Annotated in this window: 19 protein-coding genes and 1 tRNA gene; 14 read left to right on the top strand and 6 right to left on the bottom strand. The window is 68.5% G+C overall.

Annotated elements, in window-relative coordinates; translation table 11 throughout:
* Positions 1–21 precede the first annotated feature (21 nt).
* The 3 genes from argS to rlmB all read right to left on the bottom strand — a co-directional run bounded on the left by argS (position 22) and on the right by rlmB (position 3478).
* Positions 22–1767, bottom strand: a complete 1746-nt coding sequence (argS, locus tag KM176_RS05830; RefSeq protein WP_160890853.1) for an arginine--tRNA ligase — start codon at positions 1765–1767, stop codon at positions 22–24.
* A gap of 252 nt (positions 1768–2019) precedes the next feature.
* On the bottom strand, positions 2020–2466 hold the full coding sequence (locus tag KM176_RS05825) for a CoA-binding protein (RefSeq protein WP_160890854.1): 447 nt from the start codon (positions 2464–2466) through the stop codon (positions 2020–2022).
* Positions 2467–2701: 235 nt separating this feature from the next.
* Positions 2702–3478, bottom strand: a complete 777-nt coding sequence (rlmB, locus tag KM176_RS05820) for a 23S rRNA (guanosine(2251)-2'-O)-methyltransferase RlmB (protein ID WP_160890855.1) — start codon at positions 3476–3478, stop codon at positions 2702–2704.
* 253 nt (positions 3479–3731) lie between these two features.
* Here rlmB and KM176_RS05815 point away from each other — a divergent pair.
* Both KM176_RS05815 and KM176_RS05810 read left to right on the top strand, forming a co-directional pair.
* Positions 3732–3815, top strand: a tRNA-Tyr gene (locus KM176_RS05815).
* A 525-nt stretch (positions 3816–4340) separates the two neighbouring features.
* Complete coding sequence (locus KM176_RS05810; protein ID WP_160890856.1) at positions 4341–4541, top strand: hypothetical protein; 201 nt, start codon at positions 4341–4343, stop codon at positions 4539–4541.
* On the opposite strand, the gene KM176_RS05805 is transcribed toward KM176_RS05810, so the two are convergent.
* Complete coding sequence (locus tag KM176_RS05805) at positions 4526–5479, bottom strand: AraC family transcriptional regulator (protein ID WP_160890857.1); 954 nt, start codon at positions 5477–5479, stop codon at positions 4526–4528. The genes KM176_RS05810 and KM176_RS05805 overlap by 16 nt on opposite strands.
* A 232-nt stretch (positions 5480–5711) precedes the next feature.
* Between KM176_RS05805 and KM176_RS05800 the strand changes: the two genes are divergently transcribed.
* The 4 genes from KM176_RS05800 to KM176_RS05785 are packed head-to-tail and all read left to right on the top strand — an operon-like array spanning position 5712 to position 10128.
* Positions 5712–7142 carry an APC family permease gene (locus KM176_RS05800; protein ID WP_160890858.1) on the top strand — a complete coding sequence of 477 codons (1431 nt, stop codon included), beginning with the start codon at positions 5712–5714 and terminating at the stop codon, positions 7140–7142.
* Between the two features lie 35 nt (positions 7143–7177).
* Positions 7178–8335 carry a tyramine oxidase subunit B gene (locus KM176_RS05795; protein WP_202397663.1) on the top strand — a complete coding sequence of 386 codons (1158 nt, stop codon included), beginning with the start codon at positions 7178–7180 and terminating at the stop codon, positions 8333–8335.
* A gap of 57 nt (positions 8336–8392) precedes the next feature.
* Positions 8393–8815, top strand: a complete 423-nt coding sequence (locus KM176_RS05790) for a RidA family protein (protein WP_160890859.1) — start codon at positions 8393–8395, stop codon at positions 8813–8815.
* A 17-nt stretch (positions 8816–8832) separates the two neighbouring features.
* Positions 8833–10128, top strand: a complete 1296-nt coding sequence (locus KM176_RS05785) for an NAD(P)/FAD-dependent oxidoreductase (RefSeq protein ID WP_160890860.1) — start codon at positions 8833–8835, stop codon at positions 10126–10128.
* 9 nt (positions 10129–10137) lie between these two features.
* Here the strand turns inward: KM176_RS05785 and KM176_RS05780 are convergent, their stop codons facing one another.
* The gene (locus KM176_RS05780; RefSeq protein WP_160890861.1) at positions 10138–11436 is read right to left on the bottom strand and encodes an NAD(P)/FAD-dependent oxidoreductase; all 1299 of its coding nucleotides are present in this window, start codon (positions 11434–11436) and stop codon (positions 10138–10140) included.
* A gap of 196 nt (positions 11437–11632) precedes the next feature.
* Here KM176_RS05780 and KM176_RS05775 point away from each other — a divergent pair, with 196 nt between their 5' ends.
* Positions 11633–12814, top strand: a complete 1182-nt coding sequence (locus KM176_RS05775) for a pyridoxal phosphate-dependent aminotransferase (protein WP_160890862.1) — start codon at positions 11633–11635, stop codon at positions 12812–12814.
* Between the two features lie 170 nt (positions 12815–12984).
* The gene (locus KM176_RS05770) at positions 12985–13416 is read left to right on the top strand and encodes a DoxX family protein (RefSeq protein ID WP_160890863.1); all 432 of its coding nucleotides are present in this window, start codon (positions 12985–12987) and stop codon (positions 13414–13416) included.
* 96 nt (positions 13417–13512) lie between these two features.
* Here the strand turns inward: KM176_RS05770 and KM176_RS05765 are convergent, their stop codons facing one another.
* The gene (locus tag KM176_RS05765) at positions 13513–14880 is read right to left on the bottom strand and encodes an aminotransferase-like domain-containing protein (RefSeq protein ID WP_160890864.1); all 1368 of its coding nucleotides are present in this window, start codon (positions 14878–14880) and stop codon (positions 13513–13515) included.
* Positions 14881–15170: 290 nt separating this feature from the next.
* Between KM176_RS05765 and KM176_RS05760 the strand changes: the two genes are divergently transcribed.
* The 6 genes from KM176_RS05760 (at position 15171) to KM176_RS05735 (ending at position 19652) form a co-directional block, all read left to right on the top strand.
* On the top strand, positions 15171–15653 hold the full coding sequence (locus tag KM176_RS05760) for an MSMEG_0572/Sll0783 family nitrogen starvation response protein (protein ID WP_160890865.1): 483 nt from the start codon (positions 15171–15173) through the stop codon (positions 15651–15653).
* Between the two features lie 87 nt (positions 15654–15740).
* Positions 15741–16721, top strand: coding sequence for a Nit6803 family nitrilase (locus tag KM176_RS05755; RefSeq protein WP_160890866.1), 981 nt, complete (start codon positions 15741–15743; stop codon positions 16719–16721).
* Positions 16714–17841 carry an MSMEG_0568 family radical SAM protein gene (locus tag KM176_RS05750; protein ID WP_236045178.1) on the top strand — a complete coding sequence of 376 codons (1128 nt, stop codon included), beginning with the start codon at positions 16714–16716 and terminating at the stop codon, positions 17839–17841. Before KM176_RS05755 ends, KM176_RS05750 begins: the two co-directional genes overlap by 8 nt.
* Positions 17838–18389, top strand: coding sequence for an MSMEG_0567/Sll0786 family nitrogen starvation N-acetyltransferase (locus KM176_RS05745; protein WP_160890867.1), 552 nt, complete (start codon positions 17838–17840; stop codon positions 18387–18389). Before KM176_RS05750 ends, KM176_RS05745 begins: the two co-directional genes overlap by 4 nt.
* Positions 18386–19372, top strand: coding sequence for a sll0787 family AIR synthase-like protein (locus KM176_RS05740; RefSeq protein WP_236045177.1), 987 nt, complete (start codon positions 18386–18388; stop codon positions 19370–19372). Before KM176_RS05745 ends, KM176_RS05740 begins: the two co-directional genes overlap by 4 nt.
* A complete protein-coding gene (locus tag KM176_RS05735; RefSeq protein ID WP_160890868.1) occupies positions 19365–19652 on the top strand; it encodes an MSMEG_0570 family nitrogen starvation response protein in 288 nt (95 codons plus the stop codon). The genes KM176_RS05740 and KM176_RS05735 overlap by 8 nt, the downstream gene beginning before the upstream one ends.
* Positions 19653–19658: the final 6 nt, after the last annotated feature.

Genomic DNA, 19658 nt, shown 5'->3' with positions numbered 1-19658 from the left:
CCGACCCCGGCGGCGTGGCTTTCAGCGCATTTCTTCCGCCGGGTTCACCCCAAGGATAGCAAGACCTGCGGAAATGACAACGGCCACGGAGCGCGCCAGTGCCAGTTTGGCCTGACTCAGCGCCGGATTGCCTTCCTGGACGAAGCGCAGCTGGGTCTCCTCGTTGCCGCGATTGTAAAGCGCATGCAGGTCCGAGGCCAGTTCATAGAGGTAGAAGGCGATCCGGTGCGGTTCGTTGGTGCGCGCGGCGATTTCCACCAGGCGCGGCCATTCGGCAAGTTTCCGCGCGACGTTCAGCTCGGACTCGTGGGTCATCTCCGAAAGGTCCGCAGCCGCCAGCACGGCGTCATCGCAGGCAATCCCCGCCTCGGTCGCGCGGCGGATCGCCGAGCAGACACGGGCATGGGCATATTGCACGTAGAAGACCGGGTTGTCCTTGGACTGCTCCAGCACCTTGTCGAAATCGAAGTCGAGCGGCGCGTCGTTCTTGCGGGTCAGCATGACGAAACGGGTCACGTCGGGGCCGACCTGCTCGACCACGTCGCGCAGGGTGATGAAGGTGCCGGCGCGCTTGGACATCTTGAACGGCTCGCCGTTCTTGAACAGCTTCACCAGCTGGCACAGCTTGATGTCGACCGGCACGCGGCCATCCGACAGCGCCGACACCGCCGCCTTCATCCGCTTCACGTAGCCGCCGTGATCGGCGCCGAAGACGTCGATCAGCTGGTCAAAGCCGCGCTCCACCTTGTCGTAGTGATAGGCGATGTCGGGGGCGAAATAGGTCCAGGCCCCATCCGACTTCATGATCGGGCGGTCGACGTCATCGCCATGTTCGGTGGACTTGAACAGCGTCTGCTCGCGCGGCTCCCAGTCCTCGGGCAGCTTGCCCTTGGGCGGCTCCAGCGTGCCGCGGTAGATCAGGCCCTTGGCGCGCAGGCTGTCGATCGCCGCCTCGATCTTGCCGGTGCCGTAAAGGCTCTTTTCCGAGAAGAAGACATCCATCTCGACACCCAGCGTCGCCAGGTCCTCGCGGATCAGCGCCATCATGGCATCGGTGGCGAACAGGCGCACCTCGTCCAGCCAGGTTTCCTCGGGCTGGTCGACATAGGCCTCGCCCACCTTCTCCTTCAGCGCCGCGCCGACCTCGATCAGGTAATCGCCCGGGTAGGTGCCGTTCTCGAAGGCCACTTCGCGGCCGAACTGCTCCAGGTAGCGCAGGTAGACGGAACGCGCCAGCACGTCGACCTGGGCGCCGCCGTCGTTGATGTAGTATTCGCGGGTGACGTCATAGCCCGCGTAATCCAGCAGAGAGGCCAGGGCATCGCCGAAGACCGCGCCCCGGGTATGGCCGACATGCAGCGGCCCCGTCGGGTTGGCCGAGACATATTCCACGTTGACCTTGATGCCCGCGCCCAGCTGCGAACGTCCGTAGGCCCTGCCCTCGTTCAGCGCCGCCAGCACGACCGACCCCCAGAGCCCGGTTTCCAGCCGCAGGTTCAGGAAGCCCGGGCCGGCGACTTCGGCGCTGGCGATGCGCGGATCGGCGACCAGCAGCGCGGCCAGCTTGTCGGCGATGTCGCGCGGCTTCAGCTTCGCGGGCTTGGCCAGCACCATCGCGGCATTGGTCGCCATGTCCCCATGGGCGGCATCGCGCGGCGGCTCCACGGCAACGTTGTCGAAGGAGAGGTCGCCCGGCAGGTCCCCGGTCCCCTGAAGGGCGGAGAGGCTGTCCAGAACGAGGCTGCGGATATCGGTAAAGAGGTTCATGACGCTTTCCTGACGGCTTCCGGGCGGGTTTATCACCCGCATCCCGAAGGTCAATCCATCAGAGCTCCCGCCCCGGCCTTCCGCCCCGTCCCCGGCCGCCCGCAAGCCCCGGCCCCGACCACCCGGCGACCCCATCCCCGATTTTCTTGTTCCAAATACCTCGGGGGAGTCTCCGCAGGAGACGGGGGCAGCGCCCCCTGCCCGGCCCGCCACAACCCCCGGCCTCTGGAACTGCGCCTCAGGAACCGCGCCTCAAGACGAAGACACCACCCCTTCCGGATAAAGCCGTGGCAGCTCGATGGCCGGGCAGCGGTCCATCACCACCTCCAGCCCCGCCGCCTCCGCCTGCGCGGCGGCCTGCGGGCTCACCACGCCAAGCTGCATCCAGACCACCGCCAGCCCCGGCAGCGCGCTCAGCGCCGCCGCGACCTCCGCGGGCACCGCCTCGCCACGGCGGAAGACATCCAGCATCTGCACCCGCGCGCCGTAGCGTGCCCCGACCTCCGCCAGAGAGCCGCAGACCGCCTGGTCGTGAAAGGGCTGCCCCGCCGCGCCGGGATTGACCGGCACCACCAGATAGCCCCAGTTCCGCAGCACCTCGGCCACCCGGTGACTGGGCCGCTCGGGCTTGGGCGACCAACCCACCACCGCGATCCCGCTCACGCCTTCGAAAATCCGTCTCAGACCCGCGTCATCCATGGGCTTGCTCCCTGATATTTTCCCCAAACCACCCTCCGAAGCCATAAAAAAGCGCCCAAGGAAACCTTGGGCGCCAGTGCGGAACGAGGGACAGTGAAAGGAAACATCGGCGTTCCAGGCCGGTGCCTCTGTACGATAGCTAGGGTACGCGTATCGGACTTGAAGAGGCTGTAATAAGAATGTGAACGAATCATTACCCGGAAAACGGGCAATGCCCCCTTCAGCTCACCGTCCCTCAGCCCCGCGACGCGTAAAGCGCCACCGCCGCCGCGTTCGACACGTTCAGCGATCCGAAGGCACCGGCAAAGTCGATCCGCACCAGCGCATCGCAGAATTCCCGCGTCTTCTCGCGCAGCCCCGGCCCCTCGGCGCCCAGGACCAGCGCCACCGGACGATCCCGCCGTCCTTCCAGCGCGGTCTCGATGCTCTGCTCGGCCTCGCCCGCCAGACCCAGCACGATATAACCCATGTCCTGCAGCTCCCGGATCGCATCCGACAGGTTCTTGACCCGCAGATAGGGCTGACGCTCCAGCGCGCCCGAGGCGGTCTTGGCCAGCGCCCCGGTCTCGGGGGCGGAATGGTGGCGCGGGGCGATCACCGCGCAGGCGCCGAACACCTCGGCCGAGCGCAGGATGGCCCCCACGTTATGCGGATCGGTCACCCGGTCCAGCAGCACCACGCGGGGCGGGCGCGTGCCATCGCCCAGGCAGACGTCGGGAATGCGGCCCCAGTCCAGCGCCTTCACCTCCAGCGCCGCGCCCTGGTGCACCGACTGCGGGTCGATGGGCGCCGCGAATTTTCGCGGGTCGCTGATCTCGGGCTCGATGCCCGAGGCGGCGACCGCATCGGCCAGCTTGTCGAGCGCGTTCTTGGTCACCACCAGGCGCAGCTTCTCGCGCGCGGGGTTCTCCAGCGCGTCGCGGACGGCATGCAGGCCGAACAGCCAGACCGTCTCTGCCGCCGAGGCCCGCTTGGCCTGTTCCTTCTCGATCACCCACTTCGGTTTTTTCATCGCATCCGTCCTGTGCCCCCGGGCCTGTCCCGGCAGATCTTGCCTCATCATAACGCGGCTTTCGGGCCCGCGCCGCCCCGAAGTTGCGGCTATGCCGGGGGCGCGCCCGCAGCGCAAGGGCCGCGCCGAAGCAACTGACGTCAGGGCGCGAAATTTCCTCTCCGCTTTCCCGGATTTTCCTGTTGACGCTCTGCGGAGGCGCCAGTAGATACCCGCTCACGGTCAGCGGCGCCCCTCGGGACGATGCAGATCAGGGCGACGAGCTGCAAGGTGCGGCAGCGGACTGTAACTCCGCCGGGGAGACCCATGCCTGGTTCGATTCCAGGGTCGCCCACCACTTCCCCCCTTCAAAATTCGATTTCGGATGACATCGCAGGGCGATGGCTGGCCCCGTTTCGGCGCGCCTTTCCCGCAGCTCCGTCGCAGGCCATCGTCACAGGACATTCGCCGCATTCCGGTTTCAGGATATATCCTTGACCCCGGAGCGTAGCATCCCAATTTCTGTCGGACATTTCCAGAACGCGAGGCCCGCATGACGCTGCCCGGCCCCTCCGGGGACCTCAGGACCTATCTTCGCAGCCGCCTGGATCCGCCCGCCGCCAGGATCCTGGCCGACTGCCTGGCCGAGGCCATCCAGCGCCGCCGTGCCGCAGCCCCCGAAACCGCCAACCAGGAGGCGCTTCGGCTTCTGGCCGCCCTGGCCGGTGACCCGCCCGCGCGCCTGGCCCCTCCGCCCCGGCCCCGCGCTGGTGCAAAACCGCAACCGCCCGGCGGCCAGTCCGCCCGTCCCGGCACATGGCACATTGACCAAGCTGCCCGCAGCGCACAGCCTCACGCCATGCCGCACCCATGGGAGAACGTAATGACGATCCCCGCCACCTCCGATGACCTGAAAGCCTATCTGCGCCGTCAGCTTGGGCCCAATGCCGACGAGGTTCTGCTGGACTGCCTGGCAGTCGCCATCCTGCGCCGTCACGCCGAGGCCCCCGAGCTGGCGGAGGCGGAAATGCACAAGCTGCTCGGACTGCTCTATGCGGACCTGATGCTTCATCGCGCCTCCTGATTGGAGCCTTCGGGGCTGCGGCCCTGGCTGGGGCTCTGCCCGGTCCAGCCGCGATAGGCCCGCCAGAACGCGGTGCCATCCGCATAGCCCAGCGCCGCCGCAATCCCCTCGATCGATGTGCCCCCTTCGCGCAGCAGCGCCTCTGCCCGTTCCTGGCGATAGCCCTGCAACAGCGCGCTCAGCGTCGTGCCTTCCTGGGCCAGACGCCTTTGCAAAGACCGTCGCGACATTTGCAAAAGCGCCGAGAGCGTGTCCAGCGTGATCGCCCGTGCCCCGAGGTTCAGCGCGATCAGCGCCCGCACCTGGTCGCTCATGGAATGGTCGCGGTTGGCCTCCTCGACCAGCCCGGCCAGGTGGCGGTCGATCAGCTCCAGCATGTCGGCATCCTCCTCGCGGTGGATGCGCTCCGCCTCCTGACGCCCGATCACCAGCAGGTTGGCGGGCTGAGAAAACAGCACCGGCGCCTCGAACCAGCGCTCGACCTCCTCGGGGGCTTCGGGGGCGGGATGGGCGAAATGCACCTCGACCGGGCGCCAGCGCGGATTATAGCCCTTGCGGATCAGGCTGCAGATCCCCGACAGGGTGAATTCCTGGTCCTGGCGGAACGGTCCGACCTGCGGCGCCGTGATCATGTAGCGCAGCAGCAGGTGCGGCCCGTCCTCCTCCAGCGTGACCTGGGTGCCGCTCTGGAGCGCCGAGGTAAAGCGCACCATGCTGTCGAGGCCGCGACGGATGGTGGCACACTGGGTGGCGCGCAGGCCCATCGGGCCGAAGCCGCCCGGACGCATCCGCGCCCCCAGCCGCAGGCCCAGCGCGGGTTCCGCCAGATGCAGGGCGGCATCCTCGAACAGGCCCAGATAGGCCCGCAGGGAAACCGGGGCGTAATTGTCCTCCAGCACCCGCGAATCAATGCCATGCCGGTGCAGGAGAATTCTCAAAGCGCTTAAATCGTTGGCAAACAGGTCGAAAATCGGCTTAAGAATTATGGCCCTGACGGACAGCAAATTCGGCAGGGGTGCGGTCCCGGTCGACATTCTGCACGGATCTCCCTCCTGAAACGCCATTTGGCGCAGACTATCGGATTCCTGGCGTAACCTGCAATGGCGACACCGGTCCGGCTGCGCGCAACAGCGTCCTATTCACGACAAACGTGCAACAGGGACGCAAAACATGACTGACTTGACAGGCGAAAGCCGACTTCAGGGCAATTCCATAGGTCTCGCCCATATCGTTTTCTTCGTGGTGGCCGCCGCGGCGCCGATGACCGCGGTGGTGGGGGCAACGCCTCCGGCCTTCGCCTTCGGCAACGGTGCGGGGGTGCCCGGCGCCTTCGTGCTGGCGGGCGTGCTCTACCTGCTCTTCTCGGTCGGCTACACGGCGATGACCCCCTATATCTCGGGCGCCGGCGGCTTCTTCAGCTACATCTCAAAGGGGTTCGGCGGCGCGGCGGGCATCGGCGGCGCGCTGATGGCCCTGCTGGCCTATTTCGCGATCCAGATCGGCATCTACGCGCTTTTCGCGGTCTTCATGGCCTCGACTCTGGCCCCGCTGGGCCTTGACCTGCCCTGGTGGGTCTGGGCGCTCGCGGTCCTTGCGGTGGTGGTCTTCTTCGGACGCCGCAACATCGCGATTTCGGGCCGGATCCTGGGCGCCTGCATGGTGGCCGAGATGGTGATCCTGCTGCTGCTGGACGGCGCGATCCTGCTGCATGGCGGCGGCCCCGAGGGGCTGACCCTGTCGGGCTTCCGCCCCTCCGAGGTTTTCGCCCCCGGTCTTGGCGTCTCCATGGTCTTCGTGCTGGGTGCCTATGTCGGCTTCGAGGCCACCGCGATCTTCGCCGAAGAGGCCCACCGCCCCGAGCGCACCATCCCCCGCGCCACCTATGTCGCGGTGCTGCTGATCACGATCTTCTACGCGCTCTCGACCTGGGCCATTTCGCAATACTACGGGCCGAGCCATGTGCGCGACGCCGCCACGGCCTCGCTTGAAGGGTTCTACTTCGACGCGGCGGCGGACCTGCTGGGCCCCTGGTCGGTCACGGTGATGAACCTGCTGCTGCTGACCAGCCTCTTTGCCTGCCTGCTGTCCTTCCACAACACGCTGAACCGCTACTTCTACACCCTGGCCAGCGAAAGCCTGCTGTGGCGCAAGATGGCCCATGTGCATGCCGAACACGGCTCGCCGCATGTGGCAGGCGCGGTGCAGGCGGTGCTGGTGGCGCTGATCCTGGGCGCCTTCGCCCTGGGCGCGGCGGATCCCTACACCGTGGTCTTCTCCTGGATGGCCGGGCTGGCCGTGCTGGCGATCCTCGCCACGCAGATCCTCGTCTCCGCCTCGGTCATCCGCTTCTTCCGCAGGCAGAGCCACAACCGCTCCGCGCTGGTGGTGCTGGTGGCCCCGGCCCTCGCCACGCTGGGCCTGGCCGCCGCCTTCCTGCTGGTCGGCAGCAACATCTCGATGCTGACGGGCAGCGACAGCCTGATCGTGCTGGCCTTCCCGGTGCTGGTCATCGCCACGGGCGCGGTCGGCGCGCTGATCGCCCTGGGCGTGAAGGCCCGCAACCCCGCGCTCTACGCGGGCCTCGGCCGCAGCCTCGACTGATCCGCATCTCCCCCCATTACCGAAAGGACCTTCCGATGAAAGACCTCCCGAACCTGCCCAACCTGCCCAAGATCGACTTCCTCTACCTGTCCGAGCAGGACATGATCAAAGCCGGCGTCACCGACATGCCCGCCTGCGTCGACTGCATGGAAGAGATGTTCGCCCTGCTGCACCACGGCGACTACCGCATGGCCGGTGCCAACAGCGACAGCCACGGCGCCATGGTGACCTTCCCCGAGGACTCGCCCTTCCCCACCATGCCGAAACCCACGGCGGACCGTCGCTTCATGGCGATGCCCGCCTACCTGGGCGGCAACTTCTGCACCGCCGGGGTCAAATGGTACGGCTCCAACATCGCCAACAAGGACAAGGGCCTGCCGCGCTCGATCCTGATGTTCACGCTCAACGATGCCGATACCGGCGCGCCGCTGGCCTACATGTCGGCAAACCTGCTGTCGGCCTACCGCACCGGCGCGGTGCCGGGCGTCGGCGCCCGCCACCTGGCGCGCAAGGACTCGAAGGTGGTCGGCATCTTCGGCCCAGGCGTCATGGCCCGCACCACCCTGGCCGCCTTCATCGCCGCCTGCCCCGGCATCGACACCGTGAAGGTGAAGGGGCGCGGCCAGCGCAGCCTGGATGCCTTCACCGACTGGGTGAAGGCCACCTATCCGCAGATCACCACGATCAAGATCGTTGAGGATATCGAGGCCGTGGTGCGCGGCAGCGACCTGGTGACCTACTGCGCCTCGGGCGAAGTCGGCAACCCCGACGACTATCCGCTGATCAAGCGGGAATGGGTCAGCCCCGGCACCTTCCTGGCGATGCCCGCCGCCACCAATTTCGACGCCGGCATGGAAGCCCCCGAGATCCGCAAGGTCGTCGACAATACCGGCCTCTACGAAGCCTGGTACGAGGAAGTGCCCCACCCCGCGCATGAGTTCATCCCGCTGATCGGCGTGAAGTTCATGGACATGATCGCCGCCGGCACCATGGACAAGGCCGAGCTGGAAGACCTGGGCGCCATCGTCGCGGGCGCCACCCCGGGGCGCACCAACGACGAGGAGATCATCATGATGTCCGTCGGCGGCATGCCGGTCGAGGACGTCGCCTGGGGCACCGTGCTGTACCGCAACGCGCTTCAGGAGGGCATCGGCACCGCGCTGAACCTCTGGGACGAACCGGTCCTGCGCTGAACCGTTCACCCCACCTGCCCCCGGTGCGCCGGGGGCCCTTTTCTTCAGGACAGATTCATGACGACCATCACCAAGATCAAGACCGGCTCCAAGTTCGAGGACCACGCCAGCTATTCCCGCATCGTCGCGGTCGACAACTGGATCTTCGTCTCCAACACCGCCGGGCGGAACCCCGAAACCAAGGAGATCCCCGCCGACGTGACCGAGCAGACGCTTCAGGTCTTCGCCAATATCGAACGCGCGCTGGCCGCCGTCGACAGCAGCCTTGCCGATGTGGTCGCCAGCCGGGTCTTCATCCAGGATCCCGCCGACACCGAGACGGTGATGACCACCATCGGAGAGAAATTCCGCGGCATCGACCCGACCACCACCGTCACCTGCCCGCCGCTCGGCTCGACCGTCTACAAGGTCGAGATCGAGGTGACCGCCTATCGTGGCGCGGCCCGGGCCGACATCACCTACCGCACCGTTTCCGTCTGACCCCAGGAGGATCTGCCATGGCCGCCCCCCGCATCGCCCCCGTCCAGACCTCTGACCGGATGCCCGACCGTACCGAGATCGTGGTGATCGGCGGCGGCATCGTCGGCCTGACCGCCGCCCTGACCCTGGCCGAACGCGGCGTGCCCGTCGTTCTGCTGGAAAAGGGCCGGCTGGCCGGAGAGCAGAGTTCGCGCAACCTCGGCTGGGTGCGCAAGACCTCGCGTGCGGCGGCGGATGTGCCGCTGGCGCAGGCGGCAGACCGGCTCTGGGCGGGGATGCCGGAACGCACGGGCCGCGATGTCGGCTACCGGCAGGCCGGGATCATGTTCCTGTCGCGCAGCACGGCAGAGCTTGCGGCGCACGAGGCCTGGCTGACTTCTGTTCAGGGGCTGGACCTGGGTGCCCGGATGCTGAGCGCGGCCGAGATCGACGCCCGCGTCCCCGGCGGGCAGGGCCAGTGGGCCGGTGCGGTGATGACCGAAACCGATGGCCGGGCGGAACCCACGCTGGCCTCGAGCGCCATCGCCACGGCCGCGCTGGCCGCCGGTGCCACGATCCTTGAGGGCTGCGCGGTGCGCGGCCTTCAAACCAGCGCCGGGCGGGTCAGCGGCGTGATCACCGAAGCCGGAGAGATCGCCTGTTCCCAGGTGCTGCTGGCCGGCGGCCTGTGGTCCCGCCGCTTCCTGGGCAACCACGGCATCGCTCTGCCGACGCTGCCGCTGACCTGTTCGGTCTTCCGTACCGCGCCGATGGAGGGCCCGACCGAAACCGCCGTGGGCGGCCCGGATTTCTCCTTCCGCAGGCATGTCGATGGCGGTTTCATCATCACCCAGCGGGGGGCGCTGTCCTGCCCGCTGGTCCTCGATCACCTGCTGATCGGCACCCGCTACATGCATCTGCTGAAGGACCAGCGCAGCCTGCTGCGCATCACCCTGAACCGCCAGAGCCTGAACGACCTGCGCCTGCCCCGCCGCTGGGGGCCCGGCAAGCGCTCTCCGTTCGAGGCGGTGCGGGTGATGGACCCGCCGACCGTGCCCGCGCTGAACGCAGAGGCGCTTGAGAACCTCTCGCGCGCCTGGCCCGCCTTCCGCGCGGCCCGCATCGTCGAAGCCTGGGCGGGCACCATGGACATCACCCCGGATTCCAACCCGGTGATCGGCGCGGCACCGGGCCTGCCGGGGCTGACGCTGGCCACCGGCTTCTCCGGCCACGGCTTTGGCACCGCACCCGCCGCCGGGCAGCTGGCCGCCGACCTGGTGACGGGCGCGACGCCGCTGGTCGATCCCGCGCCCTATCGCCCCGACCGGTTCTGAGCCCGGCGCTCAGCGCCCGGTGCGGCGCAGGTCGCGTTCATCCAGCCAGCCGTAATAGCCGGTCATCAGCCGCGCCACGGTCGGCGCCAGGGGCCGGAACGGCACTTTCGGGAAGGGCAGCCGGTCGAAGGGCAGATCGCCCCCCGGCACGCCTGCGATCTTGCGCGCCAGCTTGCCGGCGAAATGGATCGAGCGCGTGACGCCCGAGCCGCAGTAGCCCCCGACATGCCAGATCCCGTCGATCCGGTTCAGATGCGGCGCGTGATCGCGGGTATAGGCGATCTGTCCGTACCAGACATGTTCGAAATCCTGCGGCCCCAGCGCCGGGAACAGCCGTCCCACCCGGGCCGCGACATCCCGGCGCTGCCTGTCCGCAGACCGCGCCGGGCTGCTCATCCGTCCGCCGAACAGGAACCGCTGCCCGTCCGGCGTCGGGCGCGACCACAGGAAGACCCGTCCGCTCTCTCCGTGCATCCGCAGCCCCGGCGACATGGCCCGGATCTGCGCGGGCGGCAGCGCCCGGGTCGCCGCCACCGTGACCCGGATCGGCACGACCCGCGCGTTCATCGTCGGCAGCCGGGCATCGCTGTAGCCATTGCTGGCAATAACCACCTCGCGCGCCAGGACCGGGCCGCGCGGGGTCTCGAGCCGGTGGCCCTGCGGCGCGGGACGCAACCGCGTCACCGGGCAGCCATCCAGCAGCATCGCCCCCGCCGCCTCGGCCCGCTCGGCCAGCGCCCGCACCAGCTTCTTCGGATGCACCCCGCCGTCACGCGGATAGAGCACCCCGCCCACATAGGCATCCGAACCGACATGATCGCGGATCTCGGCCTGCGACAGCGCCTCGAACGGCAGTCCGACCTGCGCCTTCAGCCGGGCACATTCCGCCAGCATCGCCCGCAGATCCCCGGCACTGCGGGCACCGCGCACCCGGCCCGTCAGGCGCAGGTCGCACTCCAGCCCTTCCTCGCGCACCAGCGCCTCGAACCCGTCAAGCGCCTGCATCCCCGCTGCCATCAGCCCCTGCGCCGCCTCGGCGCCATAGGCCCGCGTCAGCCCCGCCATCCCCAGCTTGTGAAAGCTCGGCCCCACCATGCCGCCATTGCGAGAGGAGGCGCCGCCGCCGATCCGCCCGGCCTCGAACACCGTGACCTGCCGCCCCAGGCGCGCCAGGAACAGCGCCGTTGCCAGCCCGCTGAACCCCGCACCGATCACCGCCACGTCGCAGCGGCGCGGATCGGGCACCGGGCGGGGCCGGTAATCGGGCACGTCGAGATCCCAGAAGCTGGGCTGCGGGACTGAGGTCATGGCGGGTCCTGCCGTTCTGCGCCCGCTCCGGGGCCATCGCGGGCGACTATGGCGGGGGCGGCGGCGCGCGGCAATCGGGCATCCGCCGGGTCCCTGGCCCGCGATGCCCGCCAAGGCCGTTCTCCTGCCCGGAAAAATGTGCCACACCCGGCCCAAGGCCGGCCTGCCCGGCATCCGCCCTGCTTTCGGAGGTCCCATGCAGATTGGTTCCCGCATTCCCCGCATCCGCGCCGCCGGCACTGACGGCTGGGAGATCGTCTATCGCGCCCGCGCCCTGGTCGCTGCCGGAGAGACGGTGCTGAACCTCACCATCGGGGAACCCGACCGCAGCACCGATCCGCGCGTGCTGGAGGCCATGCACCAGGCCGCCCTCGGCGGGCTGACCGGCTATACATTCGGCCCCGGCCTGCCCGAGCTGCGCCGCGCCATCGCCGCCCGCGTCACCGCCCGCACCGGCGTCGCCACCCGTCCCGAGAACGTCATCGTCACCCCCGGCGGCCAGGCCGCCCTGTTCGCCGCCCATATGGTGCTGCTGTCCAAGGGCGACACCGGCCTTTACGTGACCCCGCACTACCCGACCTATCCGACGACGATCCTCGCCACCGGGGCGCAGGCCGAAGCCGTCGCCGCCCATGCCGCCGACGGCTTCCAGCCCACCGCCGCCGCGATCCTGCGCGCCCAGGCCCGGACCGGGGCCCGCAGCCTGCTGATCAACACTCCCAACAACCCGACCGGCGTGGTCTATGCCCCCGAAACCGTCGCCGGCATCGCCGGGGCCTGCCGAGAGGCCGACCTTTGGCTGATCTCGGACGAGGTCTACGACACCCAGGTCTGGGAGGGGCATCACCAGAGCCCCCGCGCCCTGCCCGGCATGGCCGAACGCACGGTGGTCATCGGCTCGATGTCGAAAAGCCATGCCATGACCGGCTCCCGGCTGGGCTGGCTGGTGGCCCCGGAGGAGGTGGTCGAGGCCGCCACCGTCCTGGCCACCAACACCACCTACGGCGTGGTGCCCTACATCCAGAAGGGTGCGCTGGCCGCGCTGGATCTGGGCGCCGCCTTCGAAGAGGAGATCGCCGCCCCGTTCCGTCGCCGCCGCGCCCTGGTGCAGCAGGTCGTGGCCGGCAGCCGCAGCGTCTCGACCGCGCCGGCGGCGGGGGCGATGTACGTGATGCTGGACATCCGTGCCACCGGCCTGTCCGGAGAGGATTTCGCGCGCCGCCTGATCGAGGAGGAGCGCATCGCGGTGATGCCCGGCGAAAGCTTCGGCGCCGCCGCGGCGGGGCACCTGCGCATCGCGCTGACGCTGCCAGACGATCAGCTGGCCACCGCCCTGACCCGGCTGGTCGCCTTCGCCGAAGCGCTGGTGCCGGCCTGAAGGCGGCCCGGGGCCCGGAGGCCCGCCCCTGCCCGGCGGCCCTCCCGGCCAATTCGGAACGAATTGCGGTAAGTCATTCCATACCTTCAACGTATGAAGCGCAATAAGACAGGTCTATCCCTGCCCTCAACGCAACGCCGCGCCCGCGCGGCCCTGACGAGGACAAGACCATGATCGACCTTTCTTCCAACCTCCTCGGCGCCGCCGGCGCCGGTTCCGCAACCGCCATCGCCCTGGCCGCCCTGCTGCTGAGGCTGAGCCTTGGCGGGCTCTTCCTGGCCCATGCCTACCTGAAATATTTCGTCTTCACGCCGAAGGGCGCGGCTGGCTTCTTTGCCTCGCTCGGCGTGCCGGGCTGGTTCGCCTACCTCACCATCGCCGCCGAGACCCTGGGCGGCATCGCCCTGATCCTGGGCTTCCAGACCAGCCTGGTCGCGCTGCTGCTGATCCCGACCCTGCTGGGCGCCGCCACCCTGGCCCATGGCAAGAACGGCTTCTGGTTCAACAACCCGAATGGCGGCTGGGAATATCCCGCCTTCTGGGCCGTGACCCTGCTGATCCAGGCCCTGCTGGGCGGCGGCGCCCTGGCCCTGACCGCCTGAGCCCGACCCGCAGCAAAAGACCCCCGGCACAGCCCGTGCCGGGGGTCTTTTCATGCCGACCGGGACCGGTTCGGCGCCTTTCGTTCCGCCCCGGTTTCACCCCATGTAGGTGTCGGGGATCGTGGCATGGACCAGCTGCTGCAACCCTTCGCGCAGGCGCGCGCGGCTGACTGCGCCGCCCAGGCCGATGCGCAGCGCTTCGGGCGGCGCGCCGGCCACCGTGAAGGCATCCGAGGGCACCACCCCGATGGGCTGGCGGGCCATGCGCGCCAGCACGTCGGCCCGCGTCACCCCCGGCGGCAGGGTCAGCCAGAGATTGAAGGCATTCTCCGCCGCACGGAAGGCATGGCCGCCCAGCACCTCGGCCGCGATGCCCTGGCGCGCGGCGCTTTCGGCGCGGATGAAGCGGCGGATGTTGTCGGCGGTGCCATCCTCGATCCACTGGGTGGTCAGCGCCATGGCCAGCGGCGAGGGCATCACCGTCAGCGCCCGCAGCGCCTGCGCCAGGTGATGGGCGCAGCGCGGCGTGGGCGCAATCGTGTAGGCCAGCCGCAGCCCGGCGCCGATGCATTTCGCCAGCCCGCCGATATGCCAGGTCTGCTCCGGCGCCGACAGCGCGATGGGCGCCGGCGCGCGGGCGGGAATGAACCCGTAGGCGTCATCCTCGATCAGCGTCAGGTCGTGGCGGCGCAGGATCTCGGCCACCTCGAGTCGGCGGGCCTCCGGCATGGTCAGCGTCGTCGGGTTCTGCAGCGTCGGGTTCAGGTAGAGCGCCTTCGGCCCCTGGTCCGCAATGGCCCGCAACAGCGCTCCGGGCAGGATGCCATCGGCATCCATCTCCAGCCCGACCAGGGTCACGCCGAACCGCGCGGCAATGTTGCGGATCCCGGGATAGGTGATCGCCTCGCACAGCATGACATCGCCGGGCCGGGTGATGATCGACAGGATCGCCGCCATGGTCGCATGGGCGCCGGGGGTCACCGCCACGCGGTCCAGCGCGGGCACCATGCCGCGCATCGACAGCCAGCTGGAGGCCGCCATGCGGTCGCGCTCCGTGCCGATCGGGGACTGGTAGCGCAGCAGCCCCACCAGATTGGCCGAGACATAGCCCAGCCCCTCCTGCATCTGTGCCAGCAACTGCGGGTCGGTGGGCTCGGGGGGCATGTTCATCGACAGGTCGCCCTCTCCGGCACGGGCGGGATCGGGGGCGGTGCTGACCACGCTGCCCTTCACGAACGTGCCGCGCCCGACATGGCTTTCGACATGGCCGCGCGCCTGCGCCTCGCCATAGGCGCGCGAGACGGTGGTAAAGTCGATTCCCAGCCGGGCCGCCAGCTTGCGTTGCGGCGGCAGCCGCACGCCGCTGGTCAGCCGGCCCGCCCGGATGTCCCGGGCGATGGCATCGGCAATGGCAATGTAGCGCGGCGTGCCGCTGTCGAGCTCCTGCGGGGTCCAGTCCTGCATCCGTCATCCTCCGGTCGGTCCCCGGCGGTGTAGAGGAATGCCGGACCAAATTGAAGCGAAATTGTATGGATTTCTCCGCAACGGCAGAGTCGGGCCATCGCAGTTCCCAGACCTTCGAGAAAGCCCCGAATTTCACCCCTGAATGCCCGAATTTTGCGCAAAATACCCTGTTTCCGGCACAGGTTTTCCGATTTTATTGTATGCATATTGCACTGCAATTTGATGCATACAATTTGGCCGTGCCATGCCGGTTCCACGCAGACTCTCATACCTGAACAAGGAGGGCCAAGATGCCTGAGGTAACCCGGGAAGCGCACAAGGACGGGGATTTCTTCGTCAATTACGAGGAAAAGGTCTTCGAGGACGTGAAGGCCGATGCGGGCGAGAAGGCGCTCGTCACTTTCCATACGGTGGCCTTCGAAGGCTCCATCGGTCTGGTCAACATTCTCAATGCAATCCGCCTCAATCGCAAGGGATACGAGACCTCGATCCTGCTCTATGGCCCGGGCGTGACGCTGGGCATCCAGCGCGGCTTCCCGACGCTGGGCGACGAGGCCTTCCCCGGCCACCAGAACTTTGCCGTGAACCTGAAGAAGTTCATGGCCGAGGGCGGCAAGGTCTATGCCTGCCGCTTCGCGTTGCAGGCGCTTTACGGTCATGGCGAACCCTCGCTGCTGCCCGGCATCGTGCCGATCGCGCCACAGGACGTGCTGGACTGCATCCTGCTGCACAAGAAGGCCGATGCGGTGATCCTCGACACCTGGACGGTGTGATCCCCCGCCGGATCCTTCCGGCATCTGGCGGGCCGGCCAGCTCCCGGTCGGCCCGCATCTTCCGCCAACCCAGCCACAGGTATCCCCATGAGAACGGACATCATCCGCGCGGCCGCCGTGCAGATCGCCCCCGACCTTTCGGGCCGCGCCGGCACCATCGAGCGCGTGCTGAATGCCATCGCCGAGGCCGCCGACAAGGGGGCGCAGTTCATCGTCTTCCCCGAGACCTTCGTGCCCTACTACCCCTATTTCTCCTTCGTGCTGCCGCCCGTGCAGCAGGGCGCGCCGCACCTGGAGCTGATGAAGGAGGCCGTGGTCGTCCCCTCGCCCGAAACCCAGGCGGTGGCCGATGCCGCGGCCAGGCGCGGCGTGGTCGTGGTGCTGGGGGTCAACGAGCGCGATCACGGATCGCTCTACAACACCCAGCTGATCTTCGATGCCGACGGCACGCTGGCGCTGAAGCGGCGCAAGATCACGCCCACCTACCATGAACGCATGGTCTGGGGTCAGGGCGACGGCGCCGGGCTGAAGGTGGTGAACACCAGGGTCGGACGCGTCGGCGCGCTGGCCTGCTGGGAACATTACAACCCGCTCGCCCGCTACGCGCTGATGACCCAGCACGAGGAAATCCATGCCGCGCATTTCCCCGGCTCCCTCGTCGGCCCGATCTTCGGCGAGCAAATCGAGGTCACGATGCGCCATCACGCGCTGGAGGCGGGCTGCTTCGTGGTCAACGCGACCGGCTGGCTGAGCGAGGAACAGATCGCCTCGATCCATCCCGATCCGAAGTTGCAAAAGGGACTGCGCGACGGTTGCATGACCTGCATCATCAGCCCCGAAGGCCGTCACCTGGCCGAGCCGCTGACCGATCGCGAAGGCATCCTGATCGCCGATCTGGACATGCGCCTGATCGCCAAGCGCAAGCGGATGATGGACAGCGTGGGCCACTACGCCCGTCCCGAGTTCCTCAGCCTCGTGCATGACACGCGCCCGGCGGTGACACGCCACGTCTTCGAGGCCGCGCCGCTGTCCGAACCTGCCCAGGCGGAGGTCCCGCAAGATGTCTGAGATGTCCCATTCCGACCTGATAAACGCGCTCCAGACCCACGGCATGCGCCTTGTCGATCCCCGCGCCGGACAGGAAAGCCGCCGGGGCGGCGCCGGCCCCTCGGACCACAAGGCGGTGACCATCGAGGGCACCACGGTCATGGTCCCGGTTCACACCGCACCCAGCTTCGACAGCCCCTTCCTGGCCGAGGCCCCCGATGCGACCGGCGCCGCGCGACTGACCCGTGACGGAGCCGAGGTCGGCACGATCCGCTTCCCGACCCGCGCCAGGTTCTACCAGTTGAAGACGGCCGACGGCATTCCCTACAGCCATATCGCCACGCTGCATTCGAAGGACGTGCTGGCCACCACCGTCCTTCAGACCTGCATCCGCTACGAAAGCCGCAAGAAAACCTGCCAGTTCTGCTCGATCGGGCAAAGCCTTGCCGCCGGGCGGACCATCGCCCACAAGAGCCCCGCGCAGCTTGCCGAGGTGGCGAAGGCCGCCGTGGAGCTGGACGGCGTGACCCACATGATCCTGACCACCGGCACCCCCGCCGGCAAGGACCGGGGCGCGAAGGTGCTGGCCGAAAGCGCCGCCGCCATCAAGGCCGCCGTGGACCTGCCGCTTCAGGGCCAGTGCGAACCGCCCGAGGACGACGCCTGGCACCAGCGCATGTTCGACGCCGGGATCGACACCCTCGGCATGCACCTTGAGGCCGTCACGCCGGAGGTGCGCCAGCGCATCATGCCGGGCAAGGCCTCGGTCCCGCTGGAGAAATACTTCTCCAGCTTCGAGGCGGCGGTGAAGGTCTTCGGACGCGGGCAGGTCTCGACCTATATCCTCGCCGGGCTGGGCGACACCCCCGAGGTGATCCTGGCGATGGGCGAAAAGCTGTGCGCCATGGGGGTCTATCCCTTCGTCGTGCCCTTCGTGCCGATCTCGGGGACGCCGCTGGAAAGCCACCCGGCCCCTTCGGCCGAATTCATGGCCGCAATCCTGCAACCGCTGGGCCAGATGATCGCCCGCGCCGGTATCCGGTCCGCCGACATGAAGGCAGGCTGCGGCAAGTGCGGCGCCTGCTCGGCGCTCTCGACCTACGAGACGCTGAAGCTGCCGGGCACGGGGGTTCCGGCATGATCGCGCTTGAACCCCGCCATTTTCACTGCCCCGGCTACTACATCCGCGCCGCCTCCCGCCCCTTCGAGGCCGCCGGGGCCGCCGCCCTGCGCCAGCGCGTCTTCGTCGGGGAACAGCGGATCTTCCCCGAACATGACCGCGACGAGATCGACCTGATCGCCACCCACCTTGTCGCGCTCTCGACCTGCGCGCACGAGGCCGATCAGGTGGTGGGCACCGTGCGTATCCACGAGGAATCCCCGGGCCTCTGGTGGGGATCCCGCCTGGCGGTGGACCGTGACTTTCGCCATGTCGGACGATTGGGCGGAGAGCTGATCCGCCTGGCCGTGCGCACCGCCAATGCGCGCGGCTGCACCCGCTTCCTGGCCCATGTGCAGATGCAGAACGTGCTGCTGTTCCGCCGCCTGCGCTGGCAGCCGCTGAAAGAGGTATCGATCCACGGCAGCGCCCACATGAAGATGCAGGCCAGCCTTGATCACTACCCCCCCTGCGTCGATCCGGTCACCGGCTGGTACCATCGCCCGGCCTTGCGCAAGGCGCGGTCATGAGTGCCATGACCCATGCCCTTGCCTGCCTTCCGGAACAGCTTGCAGCCGAGATGCGCGGCCATCCCGCGATCCGCTCCAAGCTGGCGATCGCCGGGGCCACCCGGGGGCTGGGCCTCAGCGCCGCCTCTGCGGGACGCCCCGGGGATGACGCCGCCGCCCTGCCCACCGCCGAAGGCTACGACCTGATCGCGGGCGAGGGTTTCATCCCCGCCTTCGTCGAGGACGACCCCTGGTTCGCCGGCTGGTGCGCGGTGATGGTGAACCTGTCCGACATTGCCGCCATGGGCGGACGGGCCAGCGCCCTGGTCGATCAGGTCTGGGCCCCCGATGCGGAAGCCGCGGCGCCCCTGCTGAAGGGGCTGGCCGATGCCAGCGCCGCCTACGGCGTGCCGCTGGTCGGCGGGCATACCAACTTTGCCGCCCCCGCCCGGGGGCTTGCGGCCTCGGTCTTCGGAAAGGCGCGCAAACTGATCACCAGCTTCGACGCCCGCCCGGGCGAGCTGCTGATCGCCGCCATCGATCCCCGCGGTGCCTATCGCAACTTCGACAATTTCTGCGCTGCGCTGGAGGCCCCGCCCGAACGCCTGCGCGCCGACCTTGAGATCCTGCCCACCCTGGCCGAAGCCGGTCTGGTGCGCGCCGGCAAGGACATCAGCCAGGGCGGCATCGCGGGCACCGCGCTGATGCTGGCGGAATGTTCCGGCGTCGGGATCGACATCGACCTGGCCGCGATCGCACCGCCCCCGGGCGTGTCGCTGGCCCGCTGGATGCGCAGCTTCCCCAGCTACGGCTTCCTGCTTTCGGTCGCCCCCGAGGCCGCGAACGCCGTCTGCGCCCGCTTCGCCGCCCGTTCCCTGGAGGCCCGCGCCATCGGCCGCGTCACCTCCGGAAGTGCCCTCACCTTCCGCCATGGTCCGCAACAGGCGCTGTTCTGGGACCATGCCACCACCCCCTATCTCGGCCTTGGAGGTTCCCATGCCTGAGACCTACTGGACTGTCCGCTGGCCCGATGGCCAGGAGGAACGCCTCTATTCCCCCTCCACCGTGATCAAGGAGCTGTTCGAGCCCGGCACCAGCTACCCGCTGCCCGATTTTCTGCACCGCGCCCGCATCGGGCTGGAGCGCGCCTCGAACCGGGTGGCGGCCAAGTACGGGCTGGCCTGTTCGGCGGCGCTTGACCAGCTCGACCGGATCGAGGCGCGAAGCACCGATTTCAACGGACAGGAGGGCGCCGAAGTCACCCTCCTCGGGATCTCTGACTAAGGATAT

This window comes from Pseudooceanicola endophyticus (assembly GCF_018760365.1).
GTDB classification, from domain to species: Bacteria; Pseudomonadota; Alphaproteobacteria; order Rhodobacterales; family Rhodobacteraceae; genus Pseudooceanicola; species Pseudooceanicola endophyticus.
Note: the sequence above shows the minus strand (reverse complement) of the source record. Positions and strands in the feature narration are given on the sequence as shown.